At 72.9% G+C, this 22398-nt stretch carries 26 protein-coding genes and 1 pseudogene; 14 read left to right on the top strand and 13 right to left on the bottom strand.

Going from position 1 to position 22398, the window contains the following annotated elements; translation table 11 throughout:
- Positions 1–10: 10 nt before the first annotated feature.
- Complete coding sequence (locus ACZ6A9_RS19355; RefSeq protein ID WP_228965611.1) at positions 11–274, bottom strand: GlsB/YeaQ/YmgE family stress response membrane protein; 264 nt, start codon at positions 272–274, stop codon at positions 11–13.
- Positions 275–406: 132 nt separating this feature from the next.
- Positions 407–847 (bottom strand): SPW repeat protein, encoded by a 441-nt coding sequence (locus ACZ6A9_RS19360; protein ID WP_468987007.1) that lies wholly within the window; start codon positions 845–847, stop codon positions 407–409.
- Between the two features lie 154 nt (positions 848–1001).
- On the opposite strand from ACZ6A9_RS19360, the gene ACZ6A9_RS19365 reads away from it, so the two are divergent.
- The 7 genes from ACZ6A9_RS19365 to ACZ6A9_RS19395 all read left to right on the top strand — a co-directional run bounded on the left by ACZ6A9_RS19365 (position 1002) and on the right by ACZ6A9_RS19395 (position 8286).
- Positions 1002–1520: a MarR family winged helix-turn-helix transcriptional regulator gene (locus tag ACZ6A9_RS19365; protein WP_468987010.1), complete on the top strand. Its 519-nt coding sequence runs from the start codon at positions 1002–1004 to the stop codon at positions 1518–1520.
- Positions 1521–1635: 115 nt separating this feature from the next.
- Positions 1636–3720 carry an MMPL family transporter gene (locus ACZ6A9_RS19370; RefSeq protein WP_468987013.1) on the top strand — a complete coding sequence of 695 codons (2085 nt, stop codon included), beginning with the start codon at positions 1636–1638 and terminating at the stop codon, positions 3718–3720.
- A gap of 141 nt (positions 3721–3861) precedes the next feature.
- The gene (locus ACZ6A9_RS19375) at positions 3862–4041 is read left to right on the top strand and encodes a hypothetical protein (protein ID WP_468987015.1); all 180 of its coding nucleotides are present in this window, start codon (positions 3862–3864) and stop codon (positions 4039–4041) included.
- Between the two features lie 231 nt (positions 4042–4272).
- On the top strand, positions 4273–5172 hold the full coding sequence (locus tag ACZ6A9_RS19380) for a glycoside hydrolase family 19 protein (protein ID WP_468987017.1): 900 nt from the start codon (positions 4273–4275) through the stop codon (positions 5170–5172).
- 98 nt (positions 5173–5270) lie between these two features.
- Positions 5271–6641 (top strand): phospholipase, encoded by a 1371-nt coding sequence (locus ACZ6A9_RS19385; RefSeq protein WP_468987024.1) that lies wholly within the window; start codon positions 5271–5273, stop codon positions 6639–6641.
- A gap of 108 nt (positions 6642–6749) precedes the next feature.
- The gene (locus ACZ6A9_RS19390; RefSeq protein WP_468987026.1) at positions 6750–7142 is read left to right on the top strand and encodes a VOC family protein; all 393 of its coding nucleotides are present in this window, start codon (positions 6750–6752) and stop codon (positions 7140–7142) included.
- 46 nt (positions 7143–7188) lie between these two features.
- Positions 7189–8286, top strand: coding sequence for an adenosine deaminase (locus ACZ6A9_RS19395; RefSeq protein ID WP_468987029.1), 1098 nt, complete (start codon positions 7189–7191; stop codon positions 8284–8286).
- Here the strand turns inward: ACZ6A9_RS19395 and ACZ6A9_RS19400 are convergent.
- Positions 8250–8765: a mycothiol transferase gene (locus ACZ6A9_RS19400; RefSeq protein WP_468987032.1), complete on the bottom strand. Its 516-nt coding sequence runs from the start codon at positions 8763–8765 to the stop codon at positions 8250–8252. The two genes, ACZ6A9_RS19395 and ACZ6A9_RS19400, sit on opposite strands and share 37 nt — an antisense overlap.
- 27 nt (positions 8766–8792) lie before the next feature.
- A complete protein-coding gene (locus ACZ6A9_RS19405; RefSeq protein WP_468987034.1) occupies positions 8793–9677 on the bottom strand; it encodes a LysR family transcriptional regulator in 885 nt (294 codons plus the stop codon).
- A 129-nt stretch (positions 9678–9806) separates the two neighbouring features.
- On the opposite strand from ACZ6A9_RS19405, the gene mgrA reads away from it, so the two are divergent.
- Positions 9807–10799, top strand: a complete 993-nt coding sequence (gene mgrA / locus ACZ6A9_RS19410) for an L-glyceraldehyde 3-phosphate reductase (protein WP_468987036.1) — start codon at positions 9807–9809, stop codon at positions 10797–10799.
- A 21-nt stretch (positions 10800–10820) separates the two neighbouring features.
- Here the strand turns inward: mgrA and ACZ6A9_RS19415 are convergent, their stop codons facing one another.
- On the bottom strand, positions 10821–11204 hold the full coding sequence (locus tag ACZ6A9_RS19415) for a nuclear transport factor 2 family protein (protein ID WP_468987039.1): 384 nt from the start codon (positions 11202–11204) through the stop codon (positions 10821–10823).
- 323 nt (positions 11205–11527) lie between these two features.
- Between ACZ6A9_RS19415 and ACZ6A9_RS19420 the strand changes: the two genes are divergently transcribed.
- Entirely contained in the window at positions 11528–11938 is a 411-nt protein-coding gene (locus ACZ6A9_RS19420; RefSeq protein ID WP_468987041.1) for a hypothetical protein, read from the top strand.
- A 69-nt stretch (positions 11939–12007) separates the two neighbouring features.
- Here the strand turns inward: ACZ6A9_RS19420 and ACZ6A9_RS19425 are convergent, their stop codons facing one another.
- From ACZ6A9_RS19425 to ACZ6A9_RS19435, 3 genes are read right to left on the bottom strand one after another with little or no spacing between them, the layout of a single operon-like run.
- Positions 12008–13276 carry a streptophobe family protein gene (locus tag ACZ6A9_RS19425; protein ID WP_468987043.1) on the bottom strand — a complete coding sequence of 423 codons (1269 nt, stop codon included), beginning with the start codon at positions 13274–13276 and terminating at the stop codon, positions 12008–12010.
- Positions 13277–13334: 58 nt separating this feature from the next.
- Entirely contained in the window at positions 13335–13769 is a 435-nt protein-coding gene (locus ACZ6A9_RS19430) for a PRC-barrel domain-containing protein (protein ID WP_468987045.1), read from the bottom strand.
- Positions 13766–14350, bottom strand: coding sequence for a PRC-barrel domain-containing protein (locus ACZ6A9_RS19435; protein ID WP_468987048.1), 585 nt, complete (start codon positions 14348–14350; stop codon positions 13766–13768). Before ACZ6A9_RS19435 ends, ACZ6A9_RS19430 begins: the two co-directional genes overlap by 4 nt.
- A 146-nt stretch (positions 14351–14496) precedes the next feature.
- On the opposite strand from ACZ6A9_RS19435, the gene ACZ6A9_RS19440 reads away from it, so the two are divergent.
- Positions 14497–14952, top strand: coding sequence for an ATP-binding protein (locus ACZ6A9_RS19440; protein WP_468987051.1), 456 nt, complete (start codon positions 14497–14499; stop codon positions 14950–14952).
- An 18-nt stretch (positions 14953–14970) separates the two neighbouring features.
- Here ACZ6A9_RS19440 and ACZ6A9_RS19445 read toward each other — a convergent pair whose 3' ends face one another.
- Positions 14971–15855: a SigB/SigF/SigG family RNA polymerase sigma factor gene (locus ACZ6A9_RS19445; protein ID WP_468987235.1), complete on the bottom strand. Its 885-nt coding sequence runs from the start codon at positions 15853–15855 to the stop codon at positions 14971–14973.
- A gap of 276 nt (positions 15856–16131) precedes the next feature.
- Between ACZ6A9_RS19445 and ACZ6A9_RS19450 the strand changes: the two genes are divergently transcribed.
- Positions 16132–16521, top strand: a complete 390-nt coding sequence (locus tag ACZ6A9_RS19450) for a helix-turn-helix domain-containing protein (RefSeq protein ID WP_468987053.1) — start codon at positions 16132–16134, stop codon at positions 16519–16521.
- 14 nt (positions 16522–16535) lie between these two features.
- On the opposite strand, the gene ACZ6A9_RS19455 is transcribed toward ACZ6A9_RS19450, so the two are convergent.
- Both ACZ6A9_RS19455 and ACZ6A9_RS19460 read right to left on the bottom strand, forming a co-directional pair.
- Positions 16536–17138, bottom strand: coding sequence for a ClpP family protease (locus ACZ6A9_RS19455; RefSeq protein ID WP_468987055.1), 603 nt, complete (start codon positions 17136–17138; stop codon positions 16536–16538).
- Entirely contained in the window at positions 17138–17794 is a 657-nt protein-coding gene (locus ACZ6A9_RS19460; RefSeq protein ID WP_468987056.1) for an ATP-dependent Clp protease proteolytic subunit, read from the bottom strand. Before ACZ6A9_RS19460 ends, ACZ6A9_RS19455 begins: the two co-directional genes overlap by 1 nt.
- Positions 17795–18011: 217 nt before the next feature.
- Between ACZ6A9_RS19460 and ACZ6A9_RS19465 the strand changes: the two genes are divergently transcribed.
- The gene (locus ACZ6A9_RS19465) at positions 18012–18494 is read left to right on the top strand and encodes a VOC family protein (RefSeq protein WP_468987060.1); all 483 of its coding nucleotides are present in this window, start codon (positions 18012–18014) and stop codon (positions 18492–18494) included.
- Between the two features lie 28 nt (positions 18495–18522).
- Here ACZ6A9_RS19465 and ACZ6A9_RS19470 read toward each other — a convergent pair.
- Both ACZ6A9_RS19470 and ACZ6A9_RS19475 read right to left on the bottom strand, forming a co-directional pair.
- Positions 18523–19411, bottom strand: a pseudogene (locus ACZ6A9_RS19470) (aminoglycoside phosphotransferase family protein); the annotation flags it as partial.
- Between the two features lie 56 nt (positions 19412–19467).
- Positions 19468–20385, bottom strand: coding sequence for an SGNH/GDSL hydrolase family protein (locus ACZ6A9_RS19475; protein ID WP_468987062.1), 918 nt, complete (start codon positions 20383–20385; stop codon positions 19468–19470).
- A 164-nt stretch (positions 20386–20549) separates the two neighbouring features.
- On the opposite strand from ACZ6A9_RS19475, the gene ACZ6A9_RS19480 reads away from it, so the two are divergent.
- Positions 20550–21248, top strand: coding sequence for a ribonuclease H family protein (locus ACZ6A9_RS19480; protein WP_468987065.1), 699 nt, complete (start codon positions 20550–20552; stop codon positions 21246–21248).
- A gap of 136 nt (positions 21249–21384) precedes the next feature.
- Positions 21385–22368 (top strand): aldo/keto reductase, encoded by a 984-nt coding sequence (locus tag ACZ6A9_RS19485; protein WP_468987068.1) that lies wholly within the window; start codon positions 21385–21387, stop codon positions 22366–22368.
- The last annotated feature ends 30 nt before the right edge of the window (positions 22369–22398 follow it).

A 22398-nucleotide genomic window follows, 5' to 3' on the forward strand; every position in this document is an offset into this window, starting at 1 on the left:
GGTGGCCGGCCTAGCGGCCGGCCTTCGAGCGGTCCAGAGCGGCCACGCCCACCGCGGCCAGACCGATCTGGATCAGCCACTCCACCCAGTCGACACCGTCGGTGTCGGCCACACCGAAGCCGGCGGCGATCGCCGACCCGAGGAGTGCGGCGGCGATGCCGACGAGGATCGTCCACAGAATGCCGATGCGCTGCCGGCCCGGAACCACGAGCCGGCCCAGAATGCCGATGACAATGCCGATGACGATGGCACTGATGACGCCGTCGATCTCCATCTCGCCCCTTCTCCTCGCGTCTTCCGCTGCAGTGCGTCTGCCCCCGCGCCGCGCGGACACTCCGCCCCGCACGGGAGAGCGCCGGCCCGCGGCGGACGCGGACCGGCGCTCGACTCCCCTTTCGCCGCGGGCCTACGGCTTGGGCGCGCTCCTGGCCGCCGTGGCGGCGCAGACCGCGCCCAGCACCACGGCGAGGGCTCCGATGATGACGTTGTTCCAGATCACCCCTGCGTCAGGGCTGCTGCCGACGATCCACGGCGAGATGATCATCCATGCGCCCAGGGCGCACATGGCCCAGCTGAGCCCGTACATGCGCGCCGGGGCCGCGGTGAACCCGAGGGCGAGCACACCGATCGCGATGCCCACGACGAGGTTGTGGGTCACGAGGGCGGGCTGGCTGGTCGTGTAGTGGAGGATCCAGGGGGACACCGCGCAGTAGAGGCCGAGCAGGAACACCGGACCGTCCACGAGGGCCACATCGCGACCGCCGAGCACGCGGTCGTACCGTGCCCGCATCTCCGGTGCGTCGGGGTGGCTCGTGAGGTCGCTGCGCGCGTGTGAGACGTTGGCCATGAGTCGTCTCCTTCGACTAGCGGGCCTGACCGCTGTGTGCGGTGTGCGGTAAGTGCCGCGCTCTTACATTCTGTACTTATTTTTCCCTTATGTGTAGAGCTGGGCGGAGAGTGTACGGGCAGGGTGACCGCCCGGGCTTCTATAGGGTGATCCCGTGGCCAGAGCAGACGACGAGGAGCGGCGGACGGCGGGCCGGGGCGGACCGGGCGGGTCTCCGGTGCCGGGACCGGCCGAGCTGCAGGCTTTCGCCGTGCAGCTGCGCCGGATGAACGGCGAGATCAACCGCATGGTCCACGGCTTCGCACACCACAACGGCCTGCACGTCACCGACGTGCAGGCGCTCGCGGCGATCCTCGACGCCGACGAGCCGATGACCCCCGGCCGGCTCAGGGAGCACCTCGGGCTCACCTCGGGGGCGGTGACCGCGTGCGTGGACCGGCTGGAGCGCGCCGGGCACGTCACCCGGGTGCGGGAGAGCAGCGACCGACGGGTGGTCCACCTGTACTACGCGGCCGACGCCAGGACCACGGCCCGGACGCACTTCCGTCCGCTCGCGCAGGCGGTGGGTTCGGTCCTCGCCCGCTTCGACGACGCCGAACTCGCCGTCGTGCTGAGGTTTCTGACCGCGTTGAACGAGGAACTGGCGCTCCGAGGCACCTCCGGGCGGCCCTGACCGCCGGGCCTGACGGTACCGGCGGACGCGGTGTGGTCTACGATCACCACCGCAATCTATTTCAATCATTGAGATTGTTTTCTATTCAGATGATTACCGCCGCACCTGGAGAGCGATGAACGCCTCAACGCGATGGGCCCGCCGGCTCGTCCCCCTCCTGCTGGTCGTCGTGTGGCTCGGCATCGGCGGGGCCTTCGGTTCCTACGCCGGCAGGCTCGGGGAGGTGGCCACCAACGACCAGGCCGGCTTCCTGCCGCGCAGCGCCGAGTCCACTGAGGTCGTCGAGGAGCAGAAGGCCTTCCGGCAGGACGAGACGCTTCCGGCGATCGTGCTGTGGACCGCCGACGGAGGCGGTCCGGTGACGGACCGGCAGGGCGAGGCCACCCGCTCGCTCGCCTCCCTCGCCGACGCCCCGGGCGTCGCCGGCAAGGTCTCCCCGGCGCTGCCCTCCGAGGACGGCGAGGCGCTCCAGGGCGTCGTCCAGCTGGAACCCGCCGACGGGGACCAGCTCGCCGAAGCACTCGAACGCATCCGGACGGCGGCCGGCCAGGTGGAGGGCACCACCGTCCAGGTGGCCGGACCCGCCGCGACCCAGGCCGACCTCGCCGACGCCTTCGCCGGCATCGACGGTCTGCTGCTCGGCGTCGCCCTGGTGGCCGTCCTGGTGATCCTCGTCCTGGTGTACCGGAGCGTCCTGCTGCCCCTGGTGATCATCATTTCCGCGGTCATGGCGCTCGCCCTGGCCTGCGCGGTGGTGTACGCGCTCGCGAAGAACGACATCGTGCGGGTCGACGGCCAGGTGCAGGGCATCCTGTCCATCCTCGTCATCGGCGCCGCCACCGACTACGCCCTGCTGCTCACCGCCCGCTTCCGGGAGGAACTGGCGGAGCACGACCGTTTCACCGCCATGCGGTCCGCGCTGAAGCAGACCTGGGGTGCCGTCGTGGCCAGCGCCGCCACCGTCGTCCTGGGTCTGCTGGCCCTGCTGCTCAGCGACCTCACCAACAACCGGGCGCTCGGTCCGGTCGGCGCGATCGGCATCGTCTGCTCCGTGCTCAGCACCCTGACCTTCCTGCCCGCCGTACTGGTCCTGCTCGGCCGCGCCGCCTACTGGCCGGCGAAGCCGCACAGCGCCGAGGAACGGCGCACCGGTGACGGGCTGTGGCAGCGGGTCGCCTCCCTCGTCGACCGCGCCCCGCGCAAGGTGTGGGCGCTCACGCTGGCGGGCCTCGTCGTGTTCGCCGCCTTCTCACCGGCCCTCACCTCCAAGGGGGTTCCGCTCGACGAGACCTTCGTCAACGACGCCCCCTCCGTGGCCGCCCAGGAGACCCTCTCCGAGCACTTCCCCGGCGGCTCCGGCAACCCCACCGTGGTCATCGCCGACGCCGGCCGGCTGGAGCAGGTCGTGGCCGCGGCCGAGGACACCGAGGGGGTCGCCTCGGCGGCCGGCGTCACGGCCTCCGGACGTCCCGGCGGCGAACCGCTGGTCGTCGACGGGCGGGTCCGCGTCGACGTCACCCTCGACGCCGCCTCCGACAGCGACGCAGCCAAGGACACCGTGGCCCGGCTGCGCACGTCCTTGCACGGCGTTCCCGGCGCCGACGCCCTCGTCGGGGGCTACACCGCGCAGCAGTACGACACCCTGCGGACGGCGGAGCGGGACCGCGGGCTCATCGTCCCCGTCGTCCTCGTCGTCATCTTCCTGGTGCTGACGGTGCTGCTGCGCTCGCTGCTGATGCCCGCGCTGCTCGTCGCCACCGTCGCGGTCAACTTCCTCGCCACGCTCGGCGTTTCCGCCCTCGTCTTCCCGTTGTTCGGGTTCACGGGCACCGACCCGTCGGTGCCGCTGTACGGCTTCGTGTTCCTGGTCGCCCTCGGCGTGGACTACAACATCTTCCTCATGTCCCGGGTCCGGGAGGAGTCGCTGCGGCACGGGGCCCGTCAGGGCGTGCTGCGCGGACTGGTCAGCACCGGCGGGGTGATCACCTCGGCCGGCGTGGTGCTGGCCGCGACCTTCGCGGCGCTCGGAGTGATCCCCCTGGCCTTCCTGGCGCAGGTCGCCTTCATCGTCGCCTTCGGTGTCCTCCTCGACACGCTGGTCGTCCGCTCCCTGCTGGTGCCCGCCCTCGCCCTGGACCTCGGACCGGTGGCCTGGTGGCCGGGCCGGATCTCCAGGGAACGCAAGGAGGCGCGGAACTGACCGCGTCCCGCGGACGGAGCCGGGACACGTGCGCGTCGGCCCGTACATGTCCCTCGCGATCCGGGGCAAACGCACCCCACGGACGAAGGGCGGCGCCGGGCAGGTCCCCGGCCCGCGGGCCGACAGGAGGTGTCCACCGACATGACAGCCGTGACGGAAGCGAAGGTGCTGGAGCGGTTCCCCGCAGGATCCCCCCGCGGATCCTGGCCCGCCGAGGAGTGCGCGGCCCGGCACCGCGCCTCGGGCGAGCCCGCCACGGTCGTCATGGATCTGGAGTCGGACGCCTTCCTCGTGGTGGTCCCGTCCGAAGAGGGCGGCTGACCCCGCCCGCCGGACCCGCCGGTGCCCGGTGACTCCCCAGGGAGTCACCGGGCCCCGGCATGATCACTGGTCTCTACCCTTGACTGGTACAGACCAAAGCGGTTGAGTGTGCTCGACACCCCCACCACGGCCGCCCCCACGCCGCGCCCGGCCCCGCGGCGCGCACGCACGGAATCCGGCCGGGCTCGTCCTCGTCCGGCGGCGGCCGTGTCCCGCGAAGGAGTTGACCCCTTGTCGAGACGCCGCATCGCCGCCGTGACCGCCGCCCTCGTCCTCGCCGGCAGCGCCCCCGTGCTCCTCCCCGCCGCCACCGCGTCCGCCGCCCCCGCCGCCGCGTGCTCCGGCTACCCCGACTGGGTGGCCGGGACGTGGTACAACGCCGGAGACGTCGTGCGCTACACCGACGGCCGGGCGTACATCGCCGAGCACGCCAATCCGGGCTACGACCCGGTCATCAGCACCTGGTACTGGGAGCCCTACGCGTGCGACGACGGGCCCGGCACGCCCGTCGGGAACTTCGTCGTGACCGAGGCGCAGTTCAACCAGATGTTCCCGAACCGGAACGGCTTCTACAGCTACAGCGGGCTCGTCGCCGCGCTGAACGCCTACCCCGGCTTCGCCAACACCGGCAGCGACACGGTGAAGAAGCAGGAAGCCGCCGCCTTCCTGGCCAACGTCCACCACGAGACCGGCGGCCTGGTGCACATCGTGGAGCAGAACACCGCCAACTACCCGCACTACTGCGACTGGGGACGGCCGTTCGGCTGTCCGGCAGGCCAGGCCGCGTACTACGGCCGCGGGCCGGTGCAGCTGAGCTGGAACTACAACTACAAGGCCGCGGGCGACGCGCTCGGCATCGACCTGCTGAACAACCCCTGGCTGGTGCAGAACGACTCCGCCGTCGCCTGGAAGACGGCCCTGTGGTACTGGAACACCCAGACCGGTCCCGGTTCGATGACCGCGCACAGCGCCATGGTCGACCAGGCCGGATTCGGTCACACGATCCGTGCGATCAACGGCTGGGTGGAGTGCGACGGGAAGAACCCGGCGCAGGTGCAGAGCCGGGTGACCAAGTACCAGCAGTTCACCCAGCTCCTCGGTACGACACCCGGCGGCAACCTGTACTGCTGACGCGGGACCGTGCGTCATGGTGTCATGCCCCTGACCATCCGTACGGCCGTGGCGCACCTCGCGCGCGCCCGGCCGTGCCCGGACGAAGGGCACCCACCATGCGCACCCCCCACGCCCTGCTCGCCACGACCGTCTCGGCCGCCGCGCTGGCCGCGACGGTCGCGGCACCGGCGCCCGGCCTGGCCGCCGACGCCGTCCCGCCACCCGGCACCTACTACGTCCAGAGCGCCACCACCGGACTCAACGCCGCCGACCGTTCGGGCGCGGTCGAACAGCACCGGCCGCGCGGCGACGAGGACCGCCAGCAGTGGAACCTCAGCCCCGACGGCACCCTGGAGAACACCGACAGCCCCGGCACCTGCCTCGGCCGGACCGGCGACCGGGCCCGGACCGTCCCGTGCGCGAGCCCGGAGGCGCGCTGGGAGATCGCCCCCGCCGGCGCCGACCGGTTCACGCTCACCGTCCCCGGCACCGCCCACCGCCTCACCGTCGCCCCGAAGCCCTCCGGCGCCAACCACCCCGCCCCGCTCGCCGTCGCCACCGCCACCGGCGGCCTCGCCGACTGGTACCTGACCCCGGCCGACCCGGTGACCCGGCCCGCGCCGCCGCGGGAGCAGCGCACCCTGGACCAGGTCACCTTCCTCACCGCCCACAACGCCTACGCCAACGGTGTCGACGGCGGCTTCGCCCCGCCCCTCGTCGACCTCTTCCCCAACCAGAGCCGCGGCATCGAACGTCAACTCGCCGACGGAGTACGCGGTTTCATGCTGGACATCCACCAGACCCCGGACGGCGCGATCCTCTGCCACAACAGCTGCGCCCTCGTCCGCAGACCCGTCGCCCTGTGGGTCGACCTCCAGCGCATGGTGGACTTCCTGCGCGCCCGGCCCGACCAGTTCGTCACCGTCTTCCTGGAGGACTACGTCGACCCGGGCGTGCTGCGCGCCGAACTCGCCCGTGTCCAGGGGCTGTCGGAGGTGCTGTACCGGCCGGACCGCACCGGCGTCCGCGAGAACGGCTGGCCGACCATGGGCGAACTGGCCGCCGCGGGGCAGCGGCTGCTGATCTTCACCGACCACAGCCGCGCCGCCGACCGGGCGGCGGGTCTGACCCGGGACACCTTCGGCGTCATGTACCAGCGGGAGTGGACGGTCGAGAACCACTGGTCCATGGGGCCGGGCGTGGGCACCTCCGACTGGTCCTGCTACAGCCGCTGGTACGACGCGGGCACCGACATCCCGCTGACCCGCACCGAGCCCGGCTTCCGCCCCCTGTTCGTCATGAACCACTTCCGCGACGCCGCCGTCGCCTCCACGGCCGTCACCGACAACGCCAAGCTCGCCGACCGGGCCCGTCGCTTCTGTCAGCCGGCCGCCCGCAAGAAGCCCACCTACCTCGCCGTGGACCGCTACGACCTGGGTGGCCCCGCCTCCGCCGTCGCCGCCCTCGACACGTACGTGTATCCGTAGCCGGCCGGCCGCATCCCGTTCCGGGGGAACCGGTCCCGGAACGGGATTGGCGCAGCCGGTGGTTTTACGTATAACCTCTCCGGTCAATCCCACCTGCGAGAGGTCACGATGAGACGCATCCCCCTGGTCACCCTCGTCGTCGACGACTACGACGAGGCGGTCCGCTTCTTCACCGGCGCCCTCGGGTTCCGGCTCGCCGAGGACGCGCCCCGGCCGGACGGCGGCCGCTGGGTGGTCGTCGAACCGGATGCCGGACACACCGGGACGGCCCTGCTGCTCGCCCGTGCCCGGGGGGAGGCCCAGCGGGCCAGGGTCGGCGACCAGACCGGCGGGCGCGTGGGCTTCTTCCTGCACACCGACGACTTCGCCCGCGACCACGCGCGGATGACCGCCGCCGGCGTGACCTTCCTGGAGGAACCGCGCCACGAGCCCTACGGCTCGGTCGCCGTCTTCCAGGACCTGTACGGCAACCGCTGGGACCTGCTCCAGCCCGCCGCCTGACCCTCTCCCGCCGCTTCGAACCGCCCGCTCAAGGAAGGTCCCCGCCATGACCGCTACGCGCGTAGACACCGCTGTGATCCGACGCCTCCCCAAGGCCGTCCTGCACGACCACCTCGACGGCGGACTGCGCCCCGCCACCGTGGTGGAACTCGCGCGGGCGGCCGGCCACACCCTGCCCACCACCGACCCCGACGAGCTCGCCGCCTGGTACGTCGAGGCCGCGAACTCCGGCGACCTGGTGCGCTACATAGCCACCTTCGAGCACACCCTCGCCGTGATGCAGACCCGCGAGGGCCTGCTGCGCACCGCCGAGGAGTACGTCCTCGACCTCGCCGCGGACGGCGTCGTCTACGGCGAGGTGCGCTACGCCCCCGAGCTGAACACCCGGGGCGGGCTGACGATGAGCGAGGTCGTGGAGGCCGTCCAGGAAGGTCTCGCCGCCGGCATGGCCAAGGCGGCCGCCGCCGGGACGCCCGTCCGGGTGGGCACCCTGCTCTGCGGCATGCGGATGTTCGACCGCGTCCGCGAGGCCGCGGACCTCGCCGTCGCCTTCCGGGACGCCGGCGTCGTCGGCTTCGACATCGCCGGCGCCGAGGACGGCTTCCCGCCGGCCGACCACCTCGCCGCCTTCGAGCACCTGCGCCGCGCGAACGTGCCGTTCACCATCCACGCCGGCGAGGCCCACGGACTGCCCAGCATCCACCAGGCGGTCCAGGTGTGCGGCGCCCAGCGCATCGGGCACGGGGTGCGCATCACCGAGGACATCGCCGACCTCGCGGCCGGCAAGCTCGGCCGTGTCGCCGCCTGGATCCGCGACCGCCGGATCGCGCTGGAGATGTGCCCCACCTCCAACCTCCAGACCGGCGCCGCCACCTCGATCGCCGCACACCCGGTCACCGCGCTGAAGGACCTCGGCTTCCGGGTCACCGTCAACACCGACAACCGTCTCGTCTCGGGCACCAGCATGACCCGCGAGATGTCCCTGCTGGTCGACGAGGCCGGCTGGGGCGTCGAGGACCTGCGGACCGTCACCGTGAACGCGGTGAAGAGCGCCTTCCTCCCGTTCGACGAGCGCAAGGCCCTCATCCGGGACGTGATCCTGCCGGGCTACGACGCGGCGCTTCGGACCAGCCCCCGGGCGTAGGCGGCCTGTCCGACGTGCTGGAGGTCGTCGGACAGGACGCTCACCAGCCGGACGCCCAGTGTCACCGGGGGGTCCCAGCGCTCGTCGACCACGCGCTCCAGGTCCTTGGCGGCCAGGGCGCGCAGCGCGGCCAGGGTCCGCTCGTGCACCGCGTCGTGGTAGCCGGTCAGCAGGTCACCGGAATCGACCCGCACCTTGGCGACCTTCGCGGAGGTGTGCCCGTACCCGGTGTCGTGGCGGGGCAGGCCGAGCCCGAGGCGCTTCTCCCAGCCCTCGGAGAGCCACACCTGCTCGTGGCCGAAGGCGTCGGCGAGGTGATCGTCCTGGACCCGGGTGAGGTGCCACACCAGCCAGGCCACGGAGTTGGCGCCGGGGCCGGGGCGGGCGTTCAGCTCGTCGGGGCCGAGGTCACCGACGGCGGCGTGGACCTCTTCCCGGACGCGGCCGAAGCCGTCGATGAGGATGTCCTTGGCATGCATGCCCCCACCCTCGCGCATCCGGGCGCCTCACGCGCCCCCGCCGTCCAGCAGGGCCATCAGGGCCCGCGCCGCCGGGCTGGCCGCCCGCGGGGAGGGCACCAGGGCGACCGTCTCGTACGCGGCCTCGTCGGTGTCCTTCAGCGGGAGCGCGGTGAGGGCCTCGCGCTTGTGCCGGAAGTGCCGCGGCACGACGGCGACGCCGAGGTCCTCGTCGACCAGGTCGAGCAGGCTGTGCACGTCGTTCACCTCCAGCGCCACCGTGCGCCGTACGCCCGCGGCGGCGAAGGCGGCGTCGGTGGCGCGGCGCGGACCCCAGTCGGGATGGAAGTCGACGAACACCTCGCCGGCCAGGTCCCGCGGGGTCACCGGCGCCGCGGCCCGGGCGAGCCGGTGGCCGGGGTGGCACAGCACGGTCATCGGCTCGCTGGTCAGGGGCACCGACCGCAGCTGCTCAGGGTCCGCCTCCGTCCGGTAGGCGAAGGCCAGGTCCAGCCGGCCCGCCGCGACCTCCTCGGCCAGCGCGGCCGAGCCCCACTGGCGCAGCCGGATCTCCACATCGGGGTGCCGCCGCCGGAACGCGGCGAGCAGTTCCGCCACGTCCACCCCGGCGATGCACTGCTCCGTACCCAGGGCCAGGGTGCCGCGCAGGACGCCCTGCACCGCCGCCACCGCCTCGTGCGCGGCCCGCACCTGTGCCAGGATCCGCTCCGCCTCCGCCAGCAGCGCCCGCCCGGCCTCGGTGAGCGTCACCCTGCGGGTCGTCCGGACGAACAGCGGCGCCCGCAGCTCGCGCTCCAGGGTGCGGATGGAGGCGGACAGGCCCGACTGGGAGACCATCAGCCGTTCCGCCGCGCGGGTGAAGTGCTGGTCCTCGGCGACGGCCACGAAGTGCTGGAGGTGACGCAGTTCCATGATTGAGAAGCGTATCCGCTGAATATCATCGGATTCTTCTGTTGGACCACTGCCCGCAGGCCACGACAGAGTGGGACAGGCGGTTCGCCGGAACCGCCGAGACGTGTGCCAACCCCCCCTGGAGTCCCGTTGTACACCGCACACCCCGACCGTTACGCGGACATGCCCTACCGGCGCTCCGGACGCAGCGGCCTGAAGCTCCCCGCGCTCTCGCTCGGCCTGTGGCACAACTTCGGACCCGACCGTCCGGCCGGGACCCAGCGCGCCATCCTGCGCCGCGCCTTCGACCTGGGCGTCACCCACTTCGACCTGGCCAACAACTACGGGCCGCCGCCCGGCGCGGCCGAGTCCGCCCTCGGCGAGGCGCTGCGGGCCGACTTCGCGCCGTACCGCGACGAGCTGGTGATCTCCACCAAGGCCGGCTACCTGATGTGGCCGGGCCCCTACGGCGAATGGGGCTCGCGCAAGTACCTGCTGTCCTCGCTGGACCAGAGCCTGAGCCGGATGGGCCTGGACCACGTCGACATCTTCTACTCGCACCGCTTCGACCCGGAGACTCCGCTGGAGGAGACGATGGGCGCCCTGCACACGGCGGTCCAGCAGGGCAAGGCGCTCTACGTCGGCGTGTCCAACTACTCGGCGGAGCAGACCCGCGAGGCGGCCCGCATCCTCGGCGAACTGGGAACCCCGCTGCTGATCAACCAGCCCCGCTACTCGATGCTCGACCGCCGCCCGGAGGACGAGGGGCTGATGGACGCCCTGGACGAACTCGGGGCCGGCTCCATCGCCTACTCCCCGCTGGAGCAGGGCCTGCTCACCGCCCGTTACCTCGACGGCATCCCCGAGGACTCCCGGGCCGCGAGCGACAGCCCCTTCCTGAACACCGACGCCGTCACCGGAGAACTGGTGGAACGGCTGCGGTCGCTCGACGAGATCGCCGGGTCCCGCGGTCAGACGCTGGCTCAGATGGCCCTGGCCTGGGTGCTGCGCGGCGGCCGGCTGACCTCCGCGCTGGTCGGCGCGAGCAGCCCGGAGCAGCTCGAGGACAGCGTGGCCGCCACCCGCAACCTCGACTTCACCGAGGACGAGCTGTCCCGCATCGACGCGGTCGTGAAGCAGTAGTCACGGCCCGCGCGGCCGGATTCAGGCCCCCTCGGGCACCCGGTCCAGGAAGCCGTACACGGCACGGATCCGGCCCCCGGAGTCGAAAGTGATCACATCGGATCCGGCGACCGGGGCCGAACCGTCCGCCTCGCTCACCAACTCCCAGGAGAAACGCGCGGTGTCGTGGTGCCCGTCGACGGCGCCGAGGAGCCGGAAGGCGAACCCGGGGAACTGCTGCCGTGCGGAGGTGATCACCGCCGTGACCGCCTCGTGGCCGGTGGCGTCGGACACCGGGTCGGTGTAGCGGCCGTCGGCCGTCCACGCCTCGGCGACCGCCTTGGCGCGTGCCTCGTCGCCGTCGGCGTTCCAGGCCTCGAAGTAGCGGGCGACGACGGCGTCGTGATCGTGGGTGTGCGCGCTCATGGAGATGCCCCCTGGGATCGTGGTGTGCGTACCGGGTCCCGGTGACCCGGTACGCACACACTGCCCCCGGCCGGTGGCCGCGGTCGATTACCCGCGAGGTCATGCGCACCGTCGGCCACGGGCCGAACCGTTTCGGCCAGACATGGCCGTGAATATGCCAGGAGACTGGCCGGAAACCCATGGTGACAGTGATTCAGCCGTGAACATACTCGACAAGGAGAGCGCTTCACACCGCGCGACGGCGCCCTCACGCACAGCACGCGAGCCCCAGGGCGGGCAGCCGGCCCGTACCGGCAGGCCCGCGACGCAGCGGGGGAGGGAACGTGCACGACGAATTCCTGTGCCACGTCACGGCCTACGGAGTCTGCGACGGACGGCGCATCGGCGTGCCCCTGGGCACCTACCGCGCGCCCACCCTGGCCCTGGCCCTGTGGTGGCTGCGCGACCGTGCCTCCTGGATCGCCGAGCGGCTCGACCCGTGCCCCGACGCCGAGCGCTTACCTCCGGGCGCGCTCGTCCCCGTCCCCGACGGCGTGCCCGACGTGCCCGCCGTGCTGCGTGCCTGGTGCGGTGACGTGGTGCGGCAGGAGGAGGTGGCCGAGGCGCTCGCCGCCGGTCGCCTGGTGCGGCTGGCCACGGGGGACGACACCACCGAGTACGAGTTGCTGGCCGAATCCGTGGACGCCCTGCGCATGCAGCGCGCCGCCCGCGCACTCGGCGTCCCGGTCGCCTGAGACGGGCCCCGGCCCCGCCGCTGCGCGCCCCGGTCGCACGCCGGCCCGGCCCGCACCGCCGGGGAGCGGTCAGCGGTCCGTACCGCCGCCCCGCCGGACCGCGCGCGCCGCCGCCGCCCCCGCGAACCCGGCGGCCAGCCCCCACAGCAGGGCCAGCCCCAGGGCACTCCACAACCGCGGCGCCAGGACGACCTCCCCGGAGAACCCCTCGCCCGGATCACCGATGCCCAGCACGGACAGGCCGATCCGCGCGGAGATGCGAGCCATGAGGCAGATCATCAGCACCGTGAGCGCCAGGGCCACCGCCAGGCGCACCGCGTGCTGCCACACCCTGACACCGGCGGGGGACAGGGCCGCCATCACGAACGCGGCGGCCAGCAGCAGCACCGCGTCCACCACCAGCAGCCACCACCACTTCGCCCCGTCCTGCTCGACGAGGGTGCCCAGATTCAGCTCCGAGAGGTCCGGGCTCCGCAGCACCTCGTCCAGGACCTGCGGCATCGGCAGCCCGAACGGCCCCTCCACCCTGCCGTCCCAGGTGGCACCCAGCCCGACGGTCAGCGCGAGCCAGGCCACGTTGGGCAGCCCGAGCAGGATCACGGCGAACGTCTCGACCGGACGGCCCCGGGTGGCGGCCACCACCAGCGCCACGACCAGGGCCACCACGACGGCGGCGAGCAGCAGCCGCACCATCGCGACCACCGCGGGACGCACCGACGCCTGCGAGCGCAGCAGCCCCGCCGGCAGCGGCGCGCCGCGGGACACCGTCAACGCCACCAGCAGCACCCCCGCCAGCCACACCAGACCGATCAGGACGGTCAGCGGCACGTCGGCGGCGAAGCCGACCACCGGCCTGATCCCGAACAGCTCACCGAGGTCCCCGAGCGGCCCTTCGCCGAGCGGGATCTCGAAGGTGTGACGTGCGGCGAGCGCCAGGCCGGCGAGCCCGAGCAGCCACAGCACGGCGATCCGCGCCGCCCACCCGCCCAGCCCCGGCGCTCCGGCGACCGTCCGGTGACGCAGCGGACGCAGGAACCCCCAGCCGACGACCAGCGCCCCGGTGAGGGTGACGGACAGCGGGATGACGGCCAGACCGCCCTCCGTGCCGGCCAGTCCCCCGGCGTCCCCGGACAGGCGCACCGTGCCGCCGACGGCCGTCACCAGGGTCGCCGCGAGCACCTGGGGGAAGGCGCCACCCGGAAGGTCCGCGGCACCGGCCGCCCACAGCCCGAGCGCGGCCACCGCGCCCATGGCGGCCAGTGCGCCGAGGACCGTGACCAGGGCGTGCGCCCAGCCGTGGCGGGAGACCAACGGGCCGGAAGAGGTGCGTGCGCTCACCTCTGCACGCTAAGCAGCGCGGGCCGGTGCCGCCTGCCGGGAGGTCCGTCCGCGCGCCTCAGTCCGGCGGCCGGCGCGGCCCGGTCCGGACGACCAGGGCGTGGTCCCCGAGACCCAGCATTCGGTCGGACGGCAGCTCGCCGGAGGTCGTCAGGACCGCCTCGATGCGGGCGGTGACCGGATCGAACGCCGCGTCGAGCACCGTGCCGCGCTCCTCACCGCACTCCGTGAGCACGCGGCTGCCCACCAGTTCGTGGTCGGCCGGGGCCGGCCCGGCTCCGCAGCCCGAGCGGGCGATCAGCAGGTCCGGTCCGGTGGCGCCCAGCGTGCTCCACGGCACCACCGCGTCCCTGCGCAGCCGCCCGCGCGCTATCCGGACGGACGTCACGCGCCACGGCGCCCCGCCGACGGTCAGCGCCCGCACGACGCCGACCCGGCCCGCGTCGCCCGGAGTCAGCACAGGCAGCCCCCGCACCCGGGAGAACAGCATCATCGCGCCGCACCCCTCGCGCGGGCGTGGTGGGCACCGACGCGGGCGGTGAAGGCCGGCAGGTCGTCGCTGACGTACGCCGTCGCGTGCGCCGGGATCACCAGCGTCCGTCCGCTGACGCTCAGGACCTCGCCCCGCGGCACGTACACCCGGTGCCGCCGGTGCCGGGAGCCGTGCACCAGGTCACGCTGGGCCGCCAGCCGGAACGCGACGAGCCGGCCGCTGGTGCCGCCCTCGACCAGGACGTCGAGCACCGTCCCCACCGTCTCGCCCTCGTCGGTCAGCACCCGGGCCCCGAGCAGCCGCCCGCGCACCGTGTCGCGGCGCACCACCGACAACGGCAGGTCGCACAGCGCCCCCGCGTCACGCACCATCACCGCGTCGCGGCCCAGACAATGCACCGCCGGCCAGGGCAGGTCCCGCGGCAGGGGCCCCGACAGCAGGGTCCTCCCGGTCAGCGTGAAGCTCGCGATCCGCCCGGCCGAGGGGTCGAAGACCGTGTCCTTCACATGGGCCACGGCGTCGCCGCCCAGGGTCACCACGGGCAGCGTCGCCAGGCTCCGCACCGCCGTCAGATCGTGCATGGCACACCCTCCCGCCGGACCTGGCGGAACACGGGTTCCCCACGGGGCGGGACCGAACACCGATCAGGTGGACTGCGGCGCCGGAGTCGGGGTACCAGGACTGGTGCAGATCGTCCGGCCGGGCCGGCTACGCAGAGAGAACGCGCATGACCTATCACTTGGACGGGGCAGTGATACCGACTGGTTTCGACGTACCCGTGGAGCCGCTTCGACGGGCCGCACACTTCACCGGCGAGCCGGGATGCATCGCTCAGGCGCGGGCTTTCGCCGCGACGTTCCTGCAACAGCTCAGGACCGAGTGGTGCGCCACGATCGGCACACGGTCGGACGGCGCGGTGCTGCTGGTCGTCAGCGAACTGGTCACCAACGCGGACCGGCACAGCGAAGGCCCGTACATCCTGGAACTGGAGGGGACGGACAGCTCGGTCACCGTGGCCGTCTACGACAGCAGCGCCACCCTGCCCCGCGTCTTCCCGCGCAACCCCGAGCGGGTCGGACGGCACGGACTGGAGATCGTCCAGGCGCTGGCGCGGGACGTCGCGGTGGAACGCGTGCCGGTCGGCAAGTGCGTACGCGCCGTGCTGACCCTCGACGCCGGCTGACCATCCCGGCCCGCCCCGTCAGGCGCAGCCGAGCTCGCCCAGCATTCCCTCGCGCAGGCGGGCGATGATCCGCTTGATCAGACGGGAGACGTGCATCTGCGAGCAGCCCAGGCGCTCACCGATCTCCGCCTGGGTGGCCTCCTCCACGAACCGCAGGTGAATGATCTCGCGGTCGCGGTCGCTGAGCTCGGCCATGAGGGGGGCGAGCGTGTGGAAGTCCTCGACGAGCCGCAGGCCCTCCTCCTCGACCCCGATGAAGTCGGCGAGGACCGACTCGCCGTGCTCAGGGCCGTCACCGGTGAGGGCGGCGTCCAGCGACGACGAGTTGTAGCCGTTCGCGGCGATCTGCCCCTCGACGACCTGCCGCTCGGTGATGTTCATCAGGGTGGCCAGCTCGGCGACCGTGGGCTCCCGGTCCAGCCGGCTCGCGAGCTCCTCGCGGGCCTTGGCCAGCTCGACCCGCAGCTCCTGGAGCCGCCGGGGCACGTGCACGGCCCAGGTGGTGTCACGGAAGAACCGCTTGATCTCGCCCACGATGTACGGCAGCGCGAAGGAGGTGAACTCCACCTCACGGGACAGCTCGAACCGGTCGATCGCCTTGATCAAACCGATCATCCCGGTCTGCACGACGTCGTCCATGTCGTCGCCCCGGCCGCGGAACCGCCCGGCCGCGAACCGCACGAGGGACATGTTCATCTCGATGAGGGTGTTGCGCGCGTACTGGTACTCGCGCGTCCCCTCCTCCAGCTCCGCCAGCCGGTGGAAGAACTGCCGGGACAGCTGCCGCGCATCGCGCGGGGCGACGGCCCGGGGATCGACATGCCGCAGGTCGCCGCCACCCGTCCCGGCTTCGGTGCGCTCATCGACTACCTGTGCCTGCGACCGGATCACGGCGGTCCTCATTCCCTCTCCCACGAACGTCACGGCTGCCATGCGCCTGAGCCTCGCGAGTACCCAGCTCACACCGACCCATGCACACCACGTTTCCGAGCGACTCGCAAGCGTGATGCGCACCGGTCGTTCCCGTCTCGCTTCCGAGGGTACGCCGAAGGGGCGCGCGGGGCAGCGTGACCCGGCACGCCGGGCCGAGCCGCCCGGACCGACTTGGCCCGGACCGACTTCACTCAGGGCGGAACGCCGCTCCCTTCCGCCGCGGGCCGTACTTCCTAGGCTGAGCGGATGACCAGTCAAGCGCCGCACCACGCCCGCGTCATACCCCTTCGACCCCAGCCGGCCCGGCCCGCTCCGGCACGCCCGCCCAGGGAGCCGCTGTGGCGCGACCTCGTCGGCGACGTGCTCCGCAGGGCGCGGCTCGCCCAGAAGCGCACGCTGAAGGACGTCGCCGACGAGGCCCGGATCTCCGTGCCGTACCTCTCGGAGGTCGAACGGGGCCGCAAGGAGGCATCCTCGGAGGTCCTCGCGGCCGCCGCCCACGCCCTCGGTCTCGGACTCGGCGACCTGCTGTCCCTGGCCCACGGCGAGCTGGTCCGCGTCACCGCCGGCCGATCCCCCGCCGCGCGCGGCGTGCCCGCCTCCACGCCGTACGACGGACTCTGCCTGGCCGCCTGACCCGTACCCGGCGCCTACACCCCCACCAGGCGCCGGGTCAGCACCTCGTCGGCGAGGCCGTAGGCGACGGCCTCCCCGGCGGTGAACACCTTGTCGCGGTCCATGTCCGCCCGCAGCGTCGCCACCTCGTGCCCGGTGTGCCGGGACAGCACCTCCTCCACCTGGGACCGGATCCGCACCATCTCCTTGGCCCGCAGCGACAGGTCGGACGCCGTGCCGCGGGCCCCGTCCGCGGCCGGCTGCCCGAGCAGCACCCGCGCGTGCTCCAGCACGAACCGCCGTCCCGGATCCCCGCCGGCCAGCAGCACGGCGGCCGTGGAGGCCGCCTGACCGACACAGAACGTCGAGACCGGGGCCCGGACGAACGTCATCGTGTCGTAGATCGCCATGAGGGAGGTGAAGGAGCCGCCGGGGGAGTTGATGTAGACCGCGATCTCGCTCTCCGGGGCCGCCGACTCCAGGTGGAGCAGCTGGGCGATGACGACGTTGGCGACGCCGTCGTCGATGTCGGTCCCGAGGAAGATGATCCGCTCGGACAGCAGCCGGCTGAACACGTCGTAGGACCGCTCGCCCTGCGGGGTGCGCTCGACGACGTGCGGGATCGTGTAGGAGCCCATCACCGCAACCCCGCCCTCTGCCGCGCGGCGGCCGGACGGACGTCGTCCAGCGACTCCACCACCCGGTCCACCATCCCGTACTCCCTGGCCTGTTCGGCGGTGAACCAGCGGTCCCGGTCGCCGTCACGGGAGATGGTCTGCGCGCTCTGCCCCGTGTGCTCGGCGGTGATCCGCTCGACGGTCCGCTTGGTGAACTCCAGGTTCTCCGCCTGGATCTCGATGTCGGCGGTGGTGCCTCCGATACCGCCCGACGGCTGGTGCATCATGACGCGCGCGTTCGGCAGGGCGTACCGCTTGCCGGGCGTGCCGACGCAGAGCAGGAACTGGCCCATGCTCGCCGCGAAGCCCATCGCCAGCGTGGAGACGTCGTTGGGGATCAGCCGCATGGTGTCGTAGATGGCCAGCCCCGCGTGCACCGAGCCGCCGGGGCTGTTGATGTACAGGCTGATGTCGGTGCGGGGATCCTCGGCGGACAGGATCAGCAGCTGCGCGCAGACCCGGTTCGCGGAGACCTCGTCGACCTGGGTGCCGAGCAGCACGATCCGCTGCGCGAGCAGCTGGGCGGCGAGGTGGTCGTCGTACGGCGTCGGCGGGGTGTCGCCCTCCGCGGCCCGGGGCAGCGGGGCCGGCCGGGGGACGGCGGTGCGTGGGTACATGGGCGCTCCTGGTGGTCGCTGGTCGACGACGCGGCCGGGACGGCCGCGTGCCTCCCACTGTCGACCGGCCGGGACGGCGAGCGGGAAGAACTCTGCCCGTGGCAGATTCGCCACGGGCAGAGCCCTCCCCGCCACCCGGTCGCCGGTGCACCGATGAGTTCCGCGGTCCCGACCGGTCGACACTGGTGACCGCGTTCCACGCTTCCGGGAGGTACTCATGAACACCGACGGATTCACCACGTGTCTCTGGTTCGACGGCCAGGCCGAGGAGGCGGCGAACTTCTACGTATCGGTCTTCGAGAACGCGAAGCTCGGTGAGGTCGTCCGCAACACCGGCGCCGCGCCCGGCGCCGAGGGCTCCGTGCTCACGGTCGAGTTCACGGCCAACGGCCAGAAGTTCGTCGCGCTGAACGGCGGACCCCAGTTCACCTTCAGCGAGGCGATCTCCTTCCAGCTGGACTGCGCCGACCAGGCGGAGGTCGACCACTACTGGGAAAAGCTCGTCGAGGGCGGCGGTGCACACGGTCCCTGCGGCTGGCTCAAGGACCGGTTCGGCGTCTCCTGGCAGGTCAACGCCGTGCGGCTGACCGAGATGATCAGCGACCCCGACCGGCAGAAGGCCGACCGCGCCATGAAGGCCATGATGACGATGGGCAAGCTGGACATCGCCGCCCTGGAGCAGGCGTACGCGGGCGAGTGAGGTCCGGGGGAGGGCGGGAACGTCGGTGCCCGCGTTCGGTCAGGATCTCCCTGACCGTGTGGCGGGCGTTCGCCGCGAGCGCCGGGTTGGTGCCCCAGTGGTACGGCAGCTGGATCAGCGAGACCGACAGGGCCCGGCCCCGCCCGCGTGCCCACTGCGCGTCGTCGGCGCCCACCGCCTCGCGGAAGGCGCCCCGCGCCCCGGCGGGCAGCAGGTTCCAGGCGACGATCAGGTCGACCGCCGGATCGCCCACTCCGGCGCATCCGTAGTCGATGACGGCGCTGAGCCGGCCGCCGTCGGCCGGCACGTTCCCCGGTGACAGGTCACCGTGCGCCCACACCGGCGCCCCGCCGTGCTCCGGGACCGTCAGCGACTCCTCCCACGACCGGGTCACCGCCCCCTGGGTCGACCCGCCCGGCAAGACGCGCGACCGCCTCGCGCGTCGACGCGTCCCGGGTGGCGAGGGGCACGCCGCGGGAGCAGGCCGGCGCCTGAGCCGTGTCGATCGCGCGCAGCGCGCTGACGTACACGGCGAGGTCCCGGGCGAGCGCGTCCGGATCCTCCACCTCTCCCGCGACCGGGTTGACGCCGTCCGGCCAGCGGTACACCGACCACGGCCAGGGGAACCCGTGACCGGCCTCGCCCCGGCCCAGCGGCTCCGGCGACGCGAACGGCAGCCGCGGCGCCGGCCGGGGCAGCCGGCGCTGCTCGTGCGCCACGCCGCCGACGGCGCCGGGATACCGGGGCAGCCGCACGACCAGGTCCGCACCGAGCCGGAACATCGCGTTCTCGGTCCCCGAGGAACGCAGCCGGCGCACCGGCAGCCCGGCCCACTGCGGGAAACGGCCCGCGACCAGCCGGCGTACCAGCGGGGCGTCGGTCTCCACCTCGTCGGACCGCATCCTCAGGGCACACATGCCGCCCGTCACCGTGCTTGCCGCGGCCGCGTGTCGAGCGGTTTTCGCCGGTCCGCTCAGCCGGCGCGGACGTCCTCGGCGATCACCCGGGTGATCTCCCGGGCGATGCGCCGGATGCCGGGGGAGGGGACCGGGCACGGCCTGGGCTCGGACGTCGTGGGCGCCAGGCAGAAGTGCAAGGGGTCGTCGTCGAGGTGCAGGGCCGTCCGGTCCCGTCCGGGCTCGGTGCAGTGGTCCGGGTGGGCCCGCTCGTAGGCGTCGCACGGCACGTACTGCGTCCAGGTGTACCGGGCCCCCGCCGGGCTCACCGTCCCGCCCGCGTCGGCGACGAGGTCGCCGGAGCCGGCCGCACGCCGCTCGTAGAGCGTGTTCACCCGGCGCACCCGGTCGGGAGAGACCGGGTCCGGGCCCTGCAGCACCCAGACGATCCGCGGGCCGTTCTTCCCGCCCGCCGAGCGGATCTGGTCGGTCAGGCGCCGCACGTCGGCCGCGTACCGCTCGAGGTACCGGTCCCGCGAGCCGTCGTAGGTGATGCCGCCCATGCACGGCGTGTAGCCCCAGGAGTTGCCCCAGAACTGCAGCACCACGTAGTCCGGCCGCAGCTCGCGCACCAGTGCCGCCGCCTTGTCGGACGCCGGCACCAGGGACCGGTCGGCCGTCCCCTCCAGGTAGTCGCAGACGGTGGTGCCCGAGTAGGGGGCGCCCGTGTAGTCGGCCCGCAGCTGTCCACGCAGCTCCTCGCCGAGCACCTCCTGGTTCTCCATCGCCAGGGAGTCGCCCAGGTACAGCACGGTGGGCGCGGCCGCGGCCGCGGGCGGGGCGGAGACGGCAGGTGCCGGCTGCGTGGTGGCCGAGGCCGACGGCCTGGGAGAGACCGCCGGTGCGGGCAGGTCCTCCGGCCCGGACGACGGATCGGTGCACGCGCCGAGCAGAGCGGCGGCGAGCACCACGGACACGAACCACGGCTTGCGCATACGGCGGCATCCCCCCGGCCGGCGAAACGGCCCCCAGGCAAGCACAACCGGGGCCCGTGGGGAAGACACAGTTCCGGCCGGTCCGGGACGGCGCCCGGCGCGCCGGCCGGGGGAGAGGTGATGAGCGTGAGGAACGGACGGAACACTCGGGCATAATCGGGCGTATGCGTGAACGTGTGGTGGCCGCGTGCGACGGGGCTTCGAAGGGAAACCCGGGACCCGCCGGCTGGGGCTGGGTGGTCGCCGACGAATCCGGGACGCCGGTCCGCTGGGAAGCGGGGGCGTTGGGCACGGCCACCAACAACATCGCCGAACTCACCGCGCTGGAGCGGCTGCTGGCGGCCACCGACCCGGGCGTGCCGCTCGAGGTCAGGATGGACTCGCAGTACGCCATGAAGGCCGTCACCACCTGGCTGCCCGGCTGGAAGCGCAACGGCTGGCGCACCGCGGCCGGCAAACCGGTCGCCAACCAGGAACTCGTCGTGCGCATCGACGGCCTCCTGCAGGACCGCTCGGTGGAGTTCCGTCACGTCCCCGCTCACCAGGTCGACGGCGACCGGCTCAACGACTTCGCCGACCGCGCGGCCAGTCAGGCGGCGGCCGCCCAGCAGAGCGCCGGCAGCGAGCTGGGCTCGCCCGAACCGCCGGCCGCCCCCTCCCGCCCGGCGGGAGGCGCGGCCGGTCGCGGGACCGGGGCGAAGAAGACACCCCGGCAGCGCGCCGGCGGGTCGTCGTCCCGCACGATCAAGGCGAAGTTCCCGGGGCGCTGCCCGTGCGGACGCTCCTACGCGGCGGGCGAGGCCATCGCCAAGAACGACAAGGGCTGGGGCCACCCCGAGTGCCGGACGGCGGCCGGAATCTGACCGGGCCGCAGGCGTCGGCCGTGCGCCGGCCGGGGTGTGGGGACGGAGGGAGGGCTGATCCCGCGGGAGGGGCGCCCAGGGGTGCCGCCGGGGCGCAGTCGCGCCGTCGATGGTGACGGATGACAGACTGATCCCCATGGACGAGCGCACATTCGACAGGTCGGGCCAGCACGCTTCGGTGATCGGTCTCGGCACATGGCAACTCGGGGCGGACTGGGGCGACGTCGACGACAAGGAAGCCCTCACGGTCCTGGAGACCGCCGCCGAGTCGGGCGTCACCTTCTTCGACACCGCCGACGTCTACGGCGACGGACGCAGCGAGCAGACCATCGCCTCGTTCCTTAGCGGGCGACCCGACCTGCACGTCATGGTCGCCACCAAGATGGGCCGCCGGGTCGACCAGATCCCCGAGAACTACGTACTGGACAACTTCCGCGCCTGGAACGACCGGTCGCGGCGCAACCTCGGGGTCGACCGCATCGACCTGGTGCAGCTGCACTGCCCGCCGACCCCCGTCTACTCCAGCGACGAGGTCTTCGACGCCCTGGACACCCTGGTGGCGGAGGAACGCGTCGTCGCCTACGGCGTCAGCGTGGAGACCTGCGCGGAGGCGCTCACCGCGATCGCGCGGCCCCACGTGGCAAGCGTGCAGATCATCCTCAACCCGTTCCGCATGAAGCCCCTGCGCGAAGTGCTCCCGGCCGCCCGGGAGGCCGGCGTCGGCATCATCGCCCGGGTCCCGCTCGCCTCCGGGCTGCTGTCCGGCAAGTACACCAGGGACACCGTCTTCGCCGAGAACGACCACCGTTCGTTCAACCGGCACGGCGAGGCGTTCGACCAGGGCGAGACCTTCTCCGGTGTCGACTACGCGACGGGTGTGGAGGCGGCCGCCGAGTTCGCCGCGCTCGCTCCCGAGGGATACACCCCGGCCCAGCTGGCCCTGCGCTGGATCGTCCAGCAGCCCGGCGTCACCACCGTCATCCCCGGCGCCCGCTCGCCCGAACAGGCCCGCGCCAACGCGGCCGCGGCGCACCTGCCGGAGCTGTCCGACGCGACGCTCACGGCGATCCGCGACCTCTACGAAGCGCGCGTCAAGGACCAGGTGGAGGCCCGCTGGTAGCCCGCGGCGGACCGCGGCGGACCGGGGCTG

This window comes from Streptomyces sp. NPDC041124 (genome assembly GCF_055592385.1).